Source organism: Cereibacter sp. Soil_C_27, assembly GCF_057657095.1.
Genome location: NZ_JBDGJD010000004.1, coordinates 352,068 through 365,577, shown reverse-complemented (window position 1 = coordinate 365,577; position 13,510 = coordinate 352,068). Strand labels below are relative to the sequence as shown.

The 13,510-nt window shown below is 67.3% G+C and carries 15 protein-coding genes and 1 tRNA gene; 9 read left to right on the top strand and 7 right to left on the bottom strand.

Annotated features, from left to right (window positions below):
• Positions 1 to 20: 20 nt before the first annotated feature.
• Positions 21 to 1,409, bottom strand: coding sequence for a sensor histidine kinase RegB (regB, locus tag AC3A5Z_RS16590; protein WP_487520428.1), 1,389 nt, complete (start codon positions 1,407 to 1,409; stop codon positions 21 to 23).
• Positions 1,410 to 1,505: 96 nt separating this feature from the next.
• Here regB and AC3A5Z_RS16585 point away from each other — a divergent pair, with 96 nt between their 5' ends.
• From AC3A5Z_RS16585 to AC3A5Z_RS16575, 3 genes are all read left to right on the top strand, one after another.
• Positions 1,506 to 2,129, top strand: coding sequence for an SCO family protein (locus tag AC3A5Z_RS16585; RefSeq protein ID WP_487520427.1), 624 nt, complete (start codon positions 1,506 to 1,508; stop codon positions 2,127 to 2,129).
• 69 nt (positions 2,130 to 2,198) lie between these two features.
• Positions 2,199 to 2,753 carry an ActR/PrrA/RegA family redox response regulator transcription factor gene (locus tag AC3A5Z_RS16580; protein WP_107662976.1) on the top strand — a complete coding sequence of 185 codons (555 nt, stop codon included), beginning with the start codon at positions 2,199 to 2,201 and terminating at the stop codon, positions 2,751 to 2,753.
• Positions 2,754 to 3,039: 286 nt separating this feature from the next.
• Positions 3,040 to 3,333 carry an H-NS histone family protein gene (locus AC3A5Z_RS16575; protein ID WP_487520590.1) on the top strand — a complete coding sequence of 98 codons (294 nt, stop codon included), beginning with the start codon at positions 3,040 to 3,042 and terminating at the stop codon, positions 3,331 to 3,333.
• Positions 3,334 to 3,336: 3 nt separating this feature from the next.
• Here AC3A5Z_RS16575 and AC3A5Z_RS16570 read toward each other — a convergent pair whose 3' ends face one another.
• On the bottom strand, positions 3,337 to 3,930 hold the full coding sequence (locus AC3A5Z_RS16570; RefSeq protein ID WP_487520426.1) for an HD domain-containing protein: 594 nt from the start codon (positions 3,928 to 3,930) through the stop codon (positions 3,337 to 3,339).
• Positions 3,927 to 4,883 (bottom strand): glycosyltransferase family 8 protein, encoded by a 957-nt coding sequence (locus AC3A5Z_RS16565; RefSeq protein WP_487520589.1) that lies wholly within the window; start codon positions 4,881 to 4,883, stop codon positions 3,927 to 3,929. Before AC3A5Z_RS16565 ends, AC3A5Z_RS16570 begins: the two co-directional genes overlap by 4 nt.
• 148 nt (positions 4,884 to 5,031) lie before the next feature.
• Between AC3A5Z_RS16565 and ahcY the strand changes: the two genes are divergently transcribed.
• Together ahcY and AC3A5Z_RS16555 are read left to right on the top strand one after the other, a co-directional pair.
• On the top strand, positions 5,032 to 6,423 hold the full coding sequence (ahcY, locus tag AC3A5Z_RS16560) for an adenosylhomocysteinase (protein ID WP_487520425.1): 1,392 nt from the start codon (positions 5,032 to 5,034) through the stop codon (positions 6,421 to 6,423).
• Between the two features lie 152 nt (positions 6,424 to 6,575).
• Positions 6,576 to 6,917, top strand: a complete 342-nt coding sequence (locus AC3A5Z_RS16555) for a DUF2853 family protein (protein ID WP_487520424.1) — start codon at positions 6,576 to 6,578, stop codon at positions 6,915 to 6,917.
• A 193-nt stretch (positions 6,918 to 7,110) separates the two neighbouring features.
• Here AC3A5Z_RS16555 and AC3A5Z_RS16550 read toward each other — a convergent pair whose 3' ends face one another.
• The 4 genes from AC3A5Z_RS16550 to tsaD are packed head-to-tail and all read right to left on the bottom strand — an operon-like array spanning position 7,111 to position 9,809.
• Positions 7,111 to 7,524 carry an EVE domain-containing protein gene (locus tag AC3A5Z_RS16550; protein ID WP_136793482.1) on the bottom strand — a complete coding sequence of 138 codons (414 nt, stop codon included), beginning with the start codon at positions 7,522 to 7,524 and terminating at the stop codon, positions 7,111 to 7,113.
• On the bottom strand, positions 7,524 to 7,796 hold the full coding sequence (locus AC3A5Z_RS16545) for a YciI family protein (RefSeq protein WP_136793483.1): 273 nt from the start codon (positions 7,794 to 7,796) through the stop codon (positions 7,524 to 7,526). The genes AC3A5Z_RS16550 and AC3A5Z_RS16545 overlap by 1 nt, the downstream gene beginning before the upstream one ends.
• A gap of 4 nt (positions 7,797 to 7,800) precedes the next feature.
• Positions 7,801 to 8,718, bottom strand: coding sequence for an NAD(P)H-dependent glycerol-3-phosphate dehydrogenase (locus AC3A5Z_RS16540; RefSeq protein WP_487520423.1), 918 nt, complete (start codon positions 8,716 to 8,718; stop codon positions 7,801 to 7,803).
• A complete protein-coding gene (gene tsaD / locus AC3A5Z_RS16535; RefSeq protein ID WP_487520422.1) occupies positions 8,715 to 9,809 on the bottom strand; it encodes a tRNA (adenosine(37)-N6)-threonylcarbamoyltransferase complex transferase subunit TsaD in 1,095 nt (364 codons plus the stop codon). Before tsaD ends, AC3A5Z_RS16540 begins: the two co-directional genes overlap by 4 nt.
• On the opposite strand from tsaD, the gene AC3A5Z_RS16530 reads away from it, so the two are divergent.
• The 4 genes from AC3A5Z_RS16530 (at position 9,808) to AC3A5Z_RS16515 (ending at position 13,487) form a co-directional block, all read left to right on the top strand.
• Positions 9,808 to 10,593 carry a uroporphyrinogen-III synthase gene (locus tag AC3A5Z_RS16530; RefSeq protein ID WP_487520588.1) on the top strand — a complete coding sequence of 262 codons (786 nt, stop codon included), beginning with the start codon at positions 9,808 to 9,810 and terminating at the stop codon, positions 10,591 to 10,593. The two genes, tsaD and AC3A5Z_RS16530, sit on opposite strands and share 2 nt — an antisense overlap.
• A 71-nt stretch (positions 10,594 to 10,664) precedes the next feature.
• The gene (locus tag AC3A5Z_RS16525; RefSeq protein WP_487520421.1) at positions 10,665 to 11,909 is read left to right on the top strand and encodes a COG4223 family protein; all 1,245 of its coding nucleotides are present in this window, start codon (positions 10,665 to 10,667) and stop codon (positions 11,907 to 11,909) included.
• A gap of 10 nt (positions 11,910 to 11,919) precedes the next feature.
• Positions 11,920 to 13,368, top strand: coding sequence for a heme biosynthesis HemY N-terminal domain-containing protein (locus tag AC3A5Z_RS16520; protein ID WP_487520420.1), 1,449 nt, complete (start codon positions 11,920 to 11,922; stop codon positions 13,366 to 13,368).
• A gap of 43 nt (positions 13,369 to 13,411) precedes the next feature.
• A tRNA-Thr gene (locus AC3A5Z_RS16515) sits at positions 13,412 to 13,487 on the top strand.
• The last annotated feature ends 23 nt before the right edge of the window (positions 13,488 to 13,510 follow it).

Here is a 13,510-nt window from a genome sequence, read left to right as displayed (position 1 = left end):
ACGCGACGCTGCCGGGGTCGTCAGCTCTGGATCAGGGTGTTTTCGCCCAGGGGCTGATAGGGGGCCACCACCAGCCGGTCGACCGGCCAGATCACCTCGACGATGGCGCCGCAGCGCTCCGGGCGTTCGTAGCTCATCAGGAAGGGGTCGGCGGCATTGGCAAAGCTCAGCTCCGCGCCGGAGCGTTCCAGGAGGGTCTTGGCGATGAAGAGCCCCAGCCCCATCCCCTCGTAGCCCGGGCGGCGGACGAGATCCTGCTCACTGCGGCGCTGGCGAACGAAGGGGTCGCCGATCCGGCCGATGATCTGCTGCGGATAACCCGCGCCATCATCGACGATGCGGACGGTGATCGTGTCCATCGTCCATTCGCCGTCGATCCAGACCGTCGAACGGGCGAAATCCACCGCGTTCTGGATCAGGTTGCGCAGCCCGTGGATCACCTCGGGGCGGCGCAGGATCACCGGCTGGCGGTCGTCGCCGTCGCGGCTGGGATAAAGGTCGAACTCCACCCGCTTGCCCCGGCTGATATGCGGCTCGGCAGCCTCGCGCAGCACCTCGCCCAAGGGGGCCTGCCGCATCTGCAGGTCGTCCTTCCCGGCGCGTCCCATCGAGCGCAGGATGTCGCGGCAGCGGTCGGCCTGCGTGCGGATCAGCTCTGCATCCTCGCGCAGCGCCGGCTTGTCGCGCAGTTCCTCGGCCAGTTCCGAGCTGACCAGCTTGATCGTGGCGAGCGGCGTGCCTAGCTCATGCGCCGCCGCGGCGACGACGCCGCCGAGATCGGTCAGCTTCTGCTCGCGGTCCAGCGCCATCTGCGTGGCCAGCAGCGCGTCGGACATCGAGCGGATCTCGGTCGCGACGCGGCGGGAATAGAGGCTGAGGAACAGCAGGCCAATGACGATCGCCAGCCAGAAACCGAACTCGAAGAGCTTGGGCAGCACGAGCCGGCTGCCGTCGCCCAGAAGCAGCGGCAGGCTGAAGAAGGCGGTGAAGGTCAGCAGGCCGATGGCGATGACGCCGAGGATGACGGTGGTGCGCAGCTCCAGGGCGAGGGCCGAGATCGTCACCGGGGCGAGGATCAGCAGCGCGAAGGGGTTGGAGAGGCCGCCGGTCAGGAACAGCAGGAACGAGAGCTGGGTGATGTCGAAGAGCAGGATGAACAGCGCCTGCGCCTCGGTCAGGCGGCGGTTCTGCGGAAAGACGAAGCCGGCGATCAGGTTGGCGACCACCGAGGCGCCGACGGCCATGAAGCAGAGGCCGAGCGGCAGGATCATGCCGAAGTAGCGGTCGGCGACGACGATGGCCGTCAGCTGGCCGAAGATCGCCATCCAGCGCAGCAGGATCAGCGTGCGCAGGCGCACCCAGTCGCCGCGCGTGTCGCGGTTCAGAAGACCGTCGGTCTGGAGGATCATCGCGCTTGCTGCTAGTTGTGTGTCCTGGCCATTGGTAGAACGCGGCCTGTCCGGGTTCAATCCAGCATGGCAGGGGTGTGGCAAAGAGGAACTGACGTGACAAAGCTATACGCAGGCGCGGCGGCGGTGGCGGTCCTCGCCCTGATGGGCGGGACGGCGGCCTGGATCTATACGCAGCGGTCGGGCGACCCCTATGCCCAGTGCCGCGAGGGTCAGGTGGCCGGAGGCGGTGGCGATATCGGCGGGCCCTTCACGCTGGTGGACCAGACCGGCAAGACCGTGACCGATGCCGATGTCATCACCAAGCCGTCGCTCGTCTATTTCGGCTATACCTTCTGCCCGGATGTCTGCCCGCTCGACAACCAGCGCAATGCCGAGGCGGTGGATATCCTCGAGGAGCAGGGGATAGAGGTCACGCCGGTCTTCATCTCGGTCGACCCCAAGCGCGACACGCCGCAGGTGATGGGGGAGTTCGCCGAGGCGATGCATCCGCGGATGATCGCGCTGACCGGCAGCGAGGAGCAGGTGAAGGCGGCCTCGCAGGCCTACAAGACCTATTATCGCGTGCAGGACCCGACCGACGAATATTACCTCGTCGATCACTCCACCTTCACCTACCTGATGATGCCCCGTCAGGGCTTCATGGACTTCTTCAAGCGCGAGGTCACGGCCGACCAGATGGCCGATCGAATTTCGTGCTTCGTGAACGGCGGCGTTTGATCTAGCCCCTTGGACGATTCTCGCGAAGGGCATATTCCTGAGGTCGGGGATAACAAAGGGCGTGGTGCTATGGCTGAGGACATGGTGTTTGATCTGGGAGCGGATAGATCTCTGCTTCTCGTCGATGATGACGAGCCGTTCCTGAAACGACTGGCGAAGGCGATGGAAAAGCGGGGCTTCGTGCTGGAAACGGCACAGAGCGTCGCCGAGGGAAAATCCATCGCCCAGGCACGACCGCCGGCTTATGCGGTGGTCGACCTGCGGCTGGAAGACGGGAACGGGCTGGATGTTGTGGAAGTGCTGCGTGAGCGGCGACCGGATTGCCGGATCGTCGTACTCACCGGCTATGGGGCGATTGCCACGGCAGTCGCCGCGGTGAAGATCGGCGCGACGGATTACCTGTCGAAGCCTGCGGATGCCAATGAGGTGACGCATGCCTTGCTGGCCAAGGGCGAAAGCCTGCCGCCGCCGCCGGAAAACCCAATGTCTGCGGACCGGGTGCGCTGGGAGCATATCCAGCGGATCTACGAGATGTGCGACCGCAACGTCTCGGAAACGGCGCGCCGGCTGAATATGCATCGCCGGACCTTGCAACGCATTCTGGCAAAGCGCAGCCCGCGCTGAGCCGGGTCTGAAAGATCCGACAGTCCGGACCTTGGTCCGGTGAACACAAGCCCGGTCGCGGAAACGCGGCCGGGCGTTTTTGTTCGAGAGTTAAACCATTTCCAAGTAAGTTCGCGGACGATCGGAGCCCATATCTAAAAGGACAAGTGTTGATTCGTGCGGTCAGCGAATATCAGCATGTTTAAATCAGAAGGAACCGGCGGCTATTGACGCTCGTTTTGATTTCGTAAATGACTTGCATACCGCTTTTAAAGGGAACAGCGACGTGGAAACCAATATCGACACGATGTCTCTCAAGGAGCTGAAGGCGCTTCAGTCCCAGGTCGCCAAGGCGATCTCGACCTATGAAGACCGCCGCAAACGCGACGCTCTGGTCGAGCTCGAGGAAAAGGCGCGGGAAATGGGCTTTTCGCTCGCCGAGCTGACCGGCACGGTCGCCAGCCGCAAGCGCGCCGCCGCGACGCCGAAATACGCAAACCCCGCCGATCCGAACGACACCTGGTCGGGCCGGGGCCGCAAACCGCGCTGGTTCGAGGCGGCGCTGAAATCGGGCGCCTCCGCCGACAGCATGGCGATCTGACGGTTACGAACCGTCGACAGCCGCCAGCAAGGCAAAATGGCGGGCAGTGAAATCTGCCCGCACATTCACCGGTGGGCGCAGTCTGATTTCCAGACCTTCCAGCAGCGCATCGCGCGGGCGGCCAAAGAAACGATCGGCTTCCGCCTCGGTGAAGCCTGCGATCTGCACGGCTTCCAGCCAGGCTGAAATCCGGTCGGCGCGCTTGATCTCTTTCTTTATTATCCCCGGCAGGACCGCTGGCAGGCCGAAGCGCAGATGCACCGCCGCCGCGAGCCGTGCATCCAGCTCGCCGTAATTCGTGCCGATGGCAGCCTTTACCGGGCTGATCATGTCGCCGATGACATATTCCGGCGCATCGTGCAGCAGCGCCGCCAATTGCCAGCGCGGCGCCACGCCCGGATTGCAGCGGGTGAAGATCTGCTCCACCAGCAACGAATGTTCCGCGACCGAATAGGCCCAGTCACCCCGGGTCTGGCCGTTCCAGCGGGCGACGAAGGCGAGACCGTGGGCGATGTCCTCGACCTCGATATCCATCGGCGTCGGGTCCAGAAGGTCCAGCCGCCGGCCCGACAGCATCCTTTGCCAGGCGCGTTTCATTTGCGGACCGTCAGGTCGCTGGGAAACTGCGCGAGATAACGCGAGAGGCTCGAGGCCGACAGAAAATGCTTGAACAGCATGCGGCGCATCAGCCGGTGGTCGGGCAATAGCCCGGCACTCACGGGTTTGCGGGTGCGATCTGGAAAATGGGTGGCAAGAAAGGCATCGAAGCTGCGGGCGAAGCGCGGCGAGAATTGGCCCTCGCGGTCTGCCCAAGGTTTGAGCGTCCCGATGAAATGCACGATATGCGGGCTGCGCATCGCCTCGAAAAGACGCGCCGCCCAGCTGTATTGCCAGTTCCACATCGGGCTCAATTCGGCCCAGTCGCCTTTCAGCACCGCATTGTAGAGGTTTTGGTCGTGACGGATCATCCGGTCCGCCTCGCGCCGGCCCAGGTCGACGCAGCGCCCCAGCAGATCCATCGCATTATAGGCGGGCACATCCATCAGCAGCACGCCCGCATTGAAATAAGGCGCAGTCGCAATGCCCAGCCGCTTGAACTGCTCGGGCCGCCGATCCGGGGTGCGCCACTGGATATTGTCGCGCACCGCGCCGATCGGACGGCCGCCGAGATCCACCGCCAGCAACGCCGCAAAATCGCCGCCCTGCACGAAGATGTCCGAGTCGAGATAGAGGATGCGGCCGTAATCCCCGGCCAGCGCCTCGGGCAAGGCGATGCGCAGATAGACGTCATGCGTCCGGTTGGCATCGAGCCGCAGCCCGTCGAAGACGGCGCCGACATCGATCCGGCAGATCCGCAGGTTCAAGGGCTCCAATGCCGCGGGCACGTCGAGCCACGCCTCGCTGCAGCAGAGGCAGATATCGAAACCGCGTTCCGGCGACAGCGCGGCGATCTGGGCGGCGGCATGCAGGGCGAAGGGCAGGTAGGCCTCGTTGCAGCAGAAGACCACGGCCTGCCGCGATCCGGCGGGGCGGGAGGATTGCACGGTGATCGCCATGGAGCTGCTCCTTCGACTTGGCAGCACCGGGTTAGGCCCTCGGCGCTGCGGTGTAAATGTCTCAGACAAGGCGAGGCTCCGCTGCATTGCCGCGAAGGGCGGTCGATGTTAAATCGGGGCTGACCTCATTCAGGAGCCACGCATGGCCGACTTCATCGTCAAGGATATCAATCTGGCCGATTATGGCCGGAAAGAGCTGACCATCGCAGAAACCGAAATGCCGGGCCTGATGGCGCTGCGCGAGGAGTTCGGCGCGTCGAAGCCGCTGGCCGGCGCCCGCATCGCCGGGTCGCTGCACATGACGGTGCAGACCGCCGTGCTGATCGAGACGCTGGTGGCGCTGGGGGCCGACGTCCGTTGGGCCTCGTGCAACATCTTCTCGACGCAGGACCATGCCGCTGCCGCCATCGCCGCGACTGGCACCCCGGTCTTCGCCATCAAGGGCGAGACGCTGGAGGAGTACTGGACCTATACCGACAAGATCTTCCAGTTCTCCGAGGGCACCTGCAACATGATCCTCGACGACGGCGGGGATGCGACGCTCTACATCCTGCTCGGCGCGCGGGTCGAGGCGGGCGAGACCGACCTGATCGCGGTGCCGACCTCGGATGAGGAGGTCTGCCTGTTCAACCAGATCAAGAAGCGTCTGGCCGAGAGCCCCGGCTGGTTCACCCAGCAGCGCGCCGCGATCAGGGGCGTGTCGGAAGAAACGACGACCGGCGTGCATCGCCTGTATGACCTGCACAAGAAGGGCCAGCTGCCCTTCCCGGCGATCAACGTCAACGACTCCGTCACCAAGTCGAAGTTCGACAACAAGTACGGCTGCAAGGAGTCGCTGGTCGACGGCATCCGCCGCGCCACCGACACGATGATGGCGGGCAAGGTCGCCGTGGTCTGCGGCTATGGCGACGTGGGCAAGGGCTCGGCCGCCTCGCTGCAGGGCGCGGGCGCCCGGGTGAAGGTGACCGAGGTCGATCCGATCTGCGCGCTGCAGGCGGCGATGGACGGGTTCGAGGTCGTGGTGCTGGAGGATGTCGTCGCCTCGGCCGATATCTTCATCACCACCACCGGCAACCGCGACGTGATCCGCATCGAGCATATCCGCGAGATGAAGGACATGGCGATCGTCGGCAACATCGGCCATTTCGACAACGAGATCCAGGTCGCCGCGCTGAAGAACCACAAGTGGACCAACATCAAGGACCAGGTGGACATGATCGAGATGCCCTCGGGCAGCCGCATCATCCTGCTGTCCGAAGGCCGCCTGCTGAACCTTGGCAATGCCACCGGCCACCCGTCCTTCGTCATGTCGGCCTCCTTCACCAATCAGGTGCTGGCGCAGATCGAGCTCTGGACCAAGGGCGACGACTACGCGCCGGGCGTCTACATCCTGCCCAAGGCGCTGGACGAGAAGGTGGCGCGGCTGCATCTGAAGAAGATCGGCGTGAAACTGACAGAGCTGCGCCCCGAGCAGGCCGATTACATCGGCGTCAGTGTCGAGGGCCCGTTCAAGTCGGAGCATTACCGCTACTGATCGCCCGCGCCGGGTTTCTGGCGCGCGAGAACGGAAAGACGGGCAGGGCCGGGAGGTCGTGCCCGTTTTTTCTTTGTGTCGCGGGATGATTCGCCTAGCATTCGCAGAGGGTCACCGGTCGGTGGCCCGCGATGGGAGAGGGAGCGACGGGGATGAGCAAGAGAGACGAGTTGGTGAGCCGCTATGCCGCGGCACTGCGCGACAAGTGCAAGATCGAGCCCGACATGGATCTTCTGACCAAGGTCACCATCGGCTGCGGCCCGGCGATCTACAATCCCGACAGCGAGACCATCGCCGCCTCGAGCCCCGAGGAGCTGGAAACCGTGAAGCGCAATTTTCTGGTCAGGAAACTGGGCCTGCCGGAGGGGCCGAAGCTGGGCGAAGCACTGGCGGCGGTGATCGACACCTACGGCAAATCCGAGCGCAACAAGTATCGCGCGGTGATCTATTACATGCTGGTCAAGCATTTCGGCAAGGAATCCGTCTACGCCTGAGCCACGACCAAGCGCGACGGATCGCCTTCGTATAAAATCCTCCGCGCTTGTTCTTTGCCCCGGGGCGCCGACCCGAGTAGGGTGGGCGGACAGGGCAGGATGCCCGAGACCTTCTCAGACACGTGTGGTGCCAAGGGAGCACGTGGGGTGGATGGAGGGTCTCGCCGGGGTCGAGGCCCTCCATTTCAAAGGGTCAGACGCCGCCCAGCCTGCAGATCGCCTGCCACTCCGCATCGCTCACCGGCTGGACGGACAGGCGCGCGTTGTTCACCAGCACCATGTCCTTCAGCCGCTCGTCAGCCTTGCAGTCCTCCAGCGTCACCGGGCGCGCCAGCGGCTTCACCGCCTTGATCGTCACGCAGTCCCAGCGTGGATCGTCGGTGCTGCTGTCAGGCGCCGAGAGACCGCAGACCTCGACGATGCCGACGATCTCCTTGCCGACATTGGAATGGTAGAAGAACCCCCGGTCCCCGAGCTGCATCGCCCGCATATGGTTGCGGGCCTGATAGTTGCGCACCCCGGTCCACTCCTCGCCCTTCTCGCCGCGCGCCACCTGCTGATCCCAGCTCCAGGCGTCGGGCTCGGACTTGAACAGCCAGTATGCCATCAGCCGATGACCTTCTTCCACTCCGCGATCTGCACGCTCTCGAACAGCCCGGCCTTTGCATAGGGATCGGCCTCGGCCCAAGCCTGCGCCTCGGCGAGCGTGTCGACATTCAGCACCACCAGCGAGCCGGTCATCTGGCCTTCGGTGTTCAGGAAGGGGCCTGCCATCTCGACCACGCCGCTGTCCTCGATATGGGCGAGATGGGCGGCGCGGGTGTCGAGCCGGGTTTGCAGGGCACCGGCCTTGTCGGTGCAGATCAGGGCGACGCGCATCAGTTTACTCCTGTTTCAGGGGACGGGTGAGAAGGGCCTGGATGGCCTGGGCGAGGGTGACATGGCCGTCGATCAGCGCATCGACCATCGCGGCCACCGGCATGTCGAGCCCGTGCCGCGTCGCCAGCGCCACAACGGCCTTGGCGGTGGCCTTGCCCTCCACGGTCACATGGCTGTCGAAGGGCCGCCCCGCGCCGAGCGCCGCGCCGTAACGGAAGTTGCGCGACTGGTCCGAGGTGCAGGTCAAGACCAGATCGCCGAGGCCGGAGAGACCGGCCAGCGTTTCGGGCCGCGCGCCGAGGGCCAGCGACAGGCGCTGCATCTCGGCATAGCCGCGGGTCATCAGCGCCGCCCGTGCCGACTGGCCGAGCCCGGCGCCGATCACCACGCCTGCGGCGATGGCGACGACATTCTTCAGGGCACCGCCAAGCTCGGCTCCGATCACGTCGGTGCTGCGGTAGAGCCGCAGGACCGAGGTGGAAAGCTGCCGCTGCAGCGCCTCGCCCGCCGCATCGTCGGCGCAGGCCAGCGTCAGGGCGGTCGGCAGGCCCTGCGCGATATCGGCGGCGAAGCTCGGACCGGTGAGGATTGCCGATGTGGCTGCGGGGCAGGCGCGGGCGATCAGCGCGGTGGGGCCGAGCCCGGTCGCCAGATCGACGCCCTTGCAGCAGGCCACCAGCGCCCGACCGTCCAACCGCGCCGCATGGTCCTTGAGAACAGCGCTCAGCGCCTGGGTCGGCACGGCGAGCAGCACGGTTTGCGCGGTGACATGGCTGATGTCGGTGGTGAAGGTGACGCCTGCCGGCAGGTCCAGCCCCTGCTGTGCGCTGCGGCCCCAGAGCGTCACCGGCGCCTCGCGCCCCAAGGTCACCGCAAGGGCGGTGCCGAAGGCCCCTGCGCCGATGATCGCCACGTCGCTCATGCCTTGGCCCCCTTCTTGCCGAAGCCGATCAGGGCCGGGCTGGTCTTGTCCAGGGGCCAGCGCGGTCTGGCCGACAGTGCCATCCCGTCGCGGGCGCCATCGCGGAAGCGCTCGATCCCGGCCCAGGCGATCATCGCCGCGTTGTCGGTGCAGAGCCGCAGCGGCGGCGCGAGGAAGCGCGCGCCGGCCGCGGCGCAGACCGCCTGCAGCCCGGCGCGGATCGTGCCATTGGCGGCAACGCCCCCCGCCACGGCCAGCACCGGCGTGGCGGTCTCGTCGCGCACCAACGCCAGCGCGCGGCGGGTCTTTTCGGCCAGCACATCGGCCACCGCCGCCTGAAAGCCGGCGCAGAGGTCGGCGCGGTCCTGCCGCGTCAGCCCGCCCTGCGCCGTGATCAGGGCATCCCGTGCCCGCAGCAGCGCGGTCTTGAGGCCCGAGAAGGACATGTCGCAGCCGGGCCGGTCCAGCATCGGGCGGGGGAAGGCGAAGCGGCGGGGGTCGCCCGCCTTCGCCTCGGCCTCGACCGCCGGGCCGCCGGGCTGCGGCAGGCCCAGAAGCTTCGCCGTCTTGTCGAAGGCCTCGCCCGGCGCGTCGTCGATCGAGCCGCCGAGCCGGGTGAACTCCTCCACCCCGCGCACCAGCAGGAACTGGCAATGCCCGCCAGAGACCAGCAGCATCAGATAGGGAAACGCCAGCCCGTCGGTCAGCCGCGGCGTCAGCGCATGGCCGGCCAGATGGTTGACCCCGACCAGCGGCAGCCCGGTCCCAGCGGCAATGCCCTTGGCGCACATCACCCCCGACAACACGCCGCCGATCAGCCCCGGCCCCGCCGTTACCGCGATGCCATCCAGATCGCCGAGCTGAAGCCCGGAGTCCGCCAGCGCCTGCTCGACGCAGAGATCGAGCCGTTCGGCATGGGCGCGGGCGGCGATTTCAGGCACGACGCCGCCAAAGGCGGCGTGCAGCGCGGTCTGGCCATCGACCACCGAGGAGAGGATTTCCGCCGGGGCGCCGGGCGCGTGGCGCACCACGGCGGCTGCCGTATCGTCGCAGCTGCTCTCGATGCCAAGAAAGGTGAGACTTTCGCTCATGGGCCGCCGATTGCCAGAAGGTTTCCTCGCAGGTAACACCTCTGACATGGCCTCACAATCCCGCCACCCTTTCCTGCTGACCCGACCCGCCGCGCAGGGAGAGCGGTTTGCCGCGGCGCTGAGGGCGCGGTTCGGTGCAGGGATTCGCCTCGTGACCGCCCCGCTGCTGCAGCCGGTCTTCCTTGCGCCGCCGCTGCCGGAAGGTGCCCAAGCCCTGATCTTCACCTCGGAAACCGGGGTGGAGGCCGTTCAGCGGATATCCGCCCAAGCCACCCTGCTGCCCCGCCGCGCCTGGTGCGTGGGTGAGCGGACGGCACGGGTCGCCCGTGCCGCCGGGTTCGAGACGCGCTCGGCGGATGGCGATGCCGGGGCGCTGATCGCGCAGGTCATCGCCGCAGGCGAGCGCGGGCCGCTCCTGCACCTGCGCGGGGCAGAGGCGCGGGGCGAGATTGCCAAGCACCTGACGGAGGCCGGAATTTCCGCCACCGAGGTCGTCGTCTACGACCAGCGCCCGATGCCGCTGACCGAGGAGGCGCTGGAGCTGCTGCGCGGGGAAGGTCCGGTGATCGCGCCGGTCTTCTCGCCGCGCACGGCCCGGCTGCTGGTCGCGGAACTGCGACGCGCGGTGCCGCAGGCGCGGCTCTGGGTGGCGGCGCTCAGCCCCGCGGTGGCGACCGAGGCGGTGGGCCTGCCGCCCCTGCGGTTGCAAATCGCCGCGCGCCCGGACGCGGCCAGCCTGATCGCCGCGATAGAGGCGCTTATTGACGCAGAGTCACCTGCTTGAGGCAGGCGGCGGCAGCGGCTAGGGTCGCAGAGACTCCGGTCACGAGGCAGGCGCAAACGGAAGGCACGGCGATGGCAGATCCAGATTCCCGCGACGCGGGGAAAGACACCCCGGTGGACGCAGCGCAGGAGACGACCGGACCGCTCACGCTGTCGGACCCGGAGCCGGTGACGCCGAGGGCCGATCCCGTCGAGGAGGCCGAGGTGGTGCGCAAGGACGAGACCATGGCGCCCGACGAGGCCGAGCTTTCTGCCGCGGCCCCCGAAGCAGCGCCCGTGCCGCCTCCGGCCCCGCCGCGCGCCGCCCCGGCCCAGCCTGCCAAGCGGGGCGCAGGCGGTTTCTTCGCGCTGCTCCTCGGGGGGGCCATTGCCGCCGGTCTGGGCTTCGGCCTTGCCCGTTATGTGCCCGAAGGCTGGCCACTTGCCGGCGCGGGCGGCGATGACCGTGACGCGGCGCAGGATTCCCAGATCGCGGCACTTGGCGCGCGGCTCGACGAGGCCAATGAGCCCGCCGGCGATCAGGTCGCCACGCTGGCTGCCGAGCTTGCCGAAGCCCAAGCGCAGGCCAGGTCGGCGCTCGACGCCGTGGCGGCGCTCGAAGAGCGGATGTCGGGTGTCGAATCCGCCCCGGGCGGCGGTGCCGCACCGGCCGAGGTGACGGCGCTGCAGGAAGAGGTGGCGGCGCTGCGCAGCCAGATCGAAGGCGGCGCGGCCTCTGCCGTCAACGCCGATATCCAGGCGGCGGCCGAGGCGGCGGAAGCCCGTCTGGCCGAAGCCCAGGCCCAGGCCGATGCGCTGAAATCCGAAGTCGAGGCCACGGCCCGCAGGGCCACCACCTCGGCCTCGTTGTCGCGGGTGCGCGCCGCGCTCGATTCCGGCACCGGCTATGCAGCGCCGCTCGACGATATCGCCGCTGCCGGGATCGAGATCTCCGCCGTGCTGATCGACGGGGCGCAAGGCGGCATCCCGACCATCGCCAGCCTCGAAACCGCCTTCCCCGAAGCCGCGCGGGCCGCGCTCGACGCATCCTTGCTGGCCGACATGGGCGACACCTTCGCCGGTCGCGTCTCGACCTTCGTGCGGGCGCAGGCCGGGGCGCGGTCGCTGACGCCGCGCGAAGGCACCGATCCCGATGCGGTGCTGTCGCGCGCCGAAGCGGCGGTAAAGGCGGGCGATCTGTCCAAGGCCCTGACCGAGATCGGCGCTCTGCCGCAAGAGGGGCAGGCGGCGATGGCCGGTTGGACCGCTGAAGCGCAGAAGCGTATCGATGCAACCGACGCCGTGGCGGCCCTCGCCGCAGCCGCAGAAGCGAAATGAGGCGCGCGCAATGATCTGGTCCCTCATCAAGGTTCTGCTGTTCGTCGCCGCCGTTGCCGCGCTGACCTTCGGGGCCGGTCTGCTAATCGACACCGCCAGCGGCGTCCGCGTCGCCATCGCCAATATCGAGCTGAACCTCGGCCCGCTGCAGGCGGTGATCCTGGTGTTGCTGCTGGTGCTTGCCGTCTGGATCTTCTTCAAGCTGGTCGGCTTCGTCTTTGCCCTGCTGCGTTTCCTCAATGGCGACGAGACCGCGATCTCGCGCTATTTCGACCGCAGCCGCGAGAAGAAGGGCTATCAGGCGCTGTCAGAAGGCATGATGGCGCTGGCCGCGGGCGAGCCGCGGACCGCCATGTCGCGGGCGGCCAAGGCGCAGAAATATCTCGGCCGACCCGAGCTCACCAACCTGCTGATCGCGCAGGCCGCCGAGCAGTCGGGTGACTCGCGTCGCGCGACCGAGGCCTACAAGACGCTGCTGTCCGATGAGCGCACCCGCTTCGTCGGCATCCGCGGGCTGATGAAGCAGAAGATCGAAGAGGGCGATACCGCGACGGCGCTGCAACTGGCCGAGAAGGCCTTCGCGCTGAAGCCGCGCCATCCCGAGACGCAGGACATCCTGCTGAAGCTGCAGGCCGACCGCAACGACTGGACCGGCGCGCGCAGCACGCTCAGCGCCAAGCTGAAGTCGGGCGCGCTGCCCAAGGCGGTCTATCAGCGTCGCGATGCGGTGCTGGCGCTGCAGACGGCCAAGGCGGTGTTCGACGACGCGTCCTCGATCGAAGCGCGCGAGGCGGCGATCGCCGCCAACAAGAAGTCGCCCGACCTGATCCCGGCGGCGGCGATGGCGGCACGCAGCTATATCGCGCAGGGCAACGCGAAATACGCGACCCGGGTGCTGAAGAAGGCCTGGGAGGCGCAGCCGCATCCCGATCTGGCAGCCGCCTTTGCCGAGATCGAGCCTGACGAGACGCCGACCGCCCGGCTGAAACGCTTCCGCACCCTGACCTCGATCCATCCCGAGGATGACGAGACGCGGATGCTGCTGGCCGAGCTGTCGCTGACCGCCGAGGATTTCCCCGGCGCCCGCCGCGCGCTGGGCGATCTGGTGACGCGGCATCCGACCACCCGGGCGCTGACCATCATGGCGGCGGTCGAGAGGGGCGAGGGCGCCGACGACGCCGTGGTGCGCGGCTGGCTGGCACGGGCGCTGACGGCGCCGCGCGGCCCGCAATGGTGCTGTGACAACTGCCAGAGCATCCACGCAGCCTGGGGCCCGATCTGCGACAATTGCGGCGGCTTCGACACGCTGAGCTGGCGCGAACCGACCGAGACCACCGCCCCCAGCGCCACCGGCACCGAGCTGCTGCCGCTGATCGTCGGCGCGCCGTCCGCCTCTGCCGCCACGGCGGAGGATGGCGAGGTGATCGATGAAAAACCCTTGGCGGGGAGCCCAAATTAGGGCTACCCATCCCCGCGGGGTGATGCTAATAGCCCCGCACCAGGCCGCTGTAGCTCAGCTGGTAGAGCACGTCATTCGTAATGATGGGGTCGGGGGTTCGAGTCCCTTCAGCGGCACCACTTTTCCCTGAGAGATCAAGCTG

What these genes read in the sequence shown, in the direction of transcription:
- regB (WP_487520428.1), bottom strand. Translation starts at nt 1,409, where the DNA reads ATGATCCTCCAGACCGACGGTCTTCTGAACCGCGACACGCGCGGCGAC.
- AC3A5Z_RS16580 (WP_107662976.1), top strand. Translation starts at nt 2,199, where the DNA reads ATGGCTGAGGACATGGTGTTTGATCTGGGAGCGGATAGATCTCTGCTT.
- AC3A5Z_RS16575 (WP_487520590.1), top strand. Translation starts at nt 3,040, where the DNA reads ATGTCTCTCAAGGAGCTGAAGGCGCTTCAGTCCCAGGTCGCCAAGGCG.
- AC3A5Z_RS16570 (WP_487520426.1), bottom strand. Translation starts at nt 3,930, where the DNA reads ATGAAACGCGCCTGGCAAAGGATGCTGTCGGGCCGGCGGCTGGACCTT.
- ahcY (WP_487520425.1), top strand. Translation starts at nt 5,032, where the DNA reads ATGGCCGACTTCATCGTCAAGGATATCAATCTGGCCGATTATGGCCGG.
- AC3A5Z_RS16555 (WP_487520424.1), top strand. Translation starts at nt 6,576, where the DNA reads ATGAGCAAGAGAGACGAGTTGGTGAGCCGCTATGCCGCGGCACTGCGC.
- AC3A5Z_RS16550 (WP_136793482.1), bottom strand. Translation starts at nt 7,524, where the DNA reads ATGGCATACTGGCTGTTCAAGTCCGAGCCCGACGCCTGGAGCTGGGAT.
- AC3A5Z_RS16545 (WP_136793483.1), bottom strand. Translation starts at nt 7,796, where the DNA reads ATGCGCGTCGCCCTGATCTGCACCGACAAGGCCGGTGCCCTGCAAACC.
- AC3A5Z_RS16540 (WP_487520423.1), bottom strand. Translation starts at nt 8,718, where the DNA reads ATGAGCGACGTGGCGATCATCGGCGCAGGGGCCTTCGGCACCGCCCTT.
- AC3A5Z_RS16530 (WP_487520588.1), top strand. Translation starts at nt 9,808, where the DNA reads ATGGGCCGCCGATTGCCAGAAGGTTTCCTCGCAGGTAACACCTCTGAC.
- tsaD (WP_487520422.1), bottom strand. Translation starts at nt 9,809, where the DNA reads ATGAGCGAAAGTCTCACCTTTCTTGGCATCGAGAGCAGCTGCGACGAT.
- AC3A5Z_RS16525 (WP_487520421.1), top strand. Translation starts at nt 10,665, where the DNA reads ATGGCAGATCCAGATTCCCGCGACGCGGGGAAAGACACCCCGGTGGAC.
- AC3A5Z_RS16520 (WP_487520420.1), top strand. Translation starts at nt 11,920, where the DNA reads ATGATCTGGTCCCTCATCAAGGTTCTGCTGTTCGTCGCCGCCGTTGCC.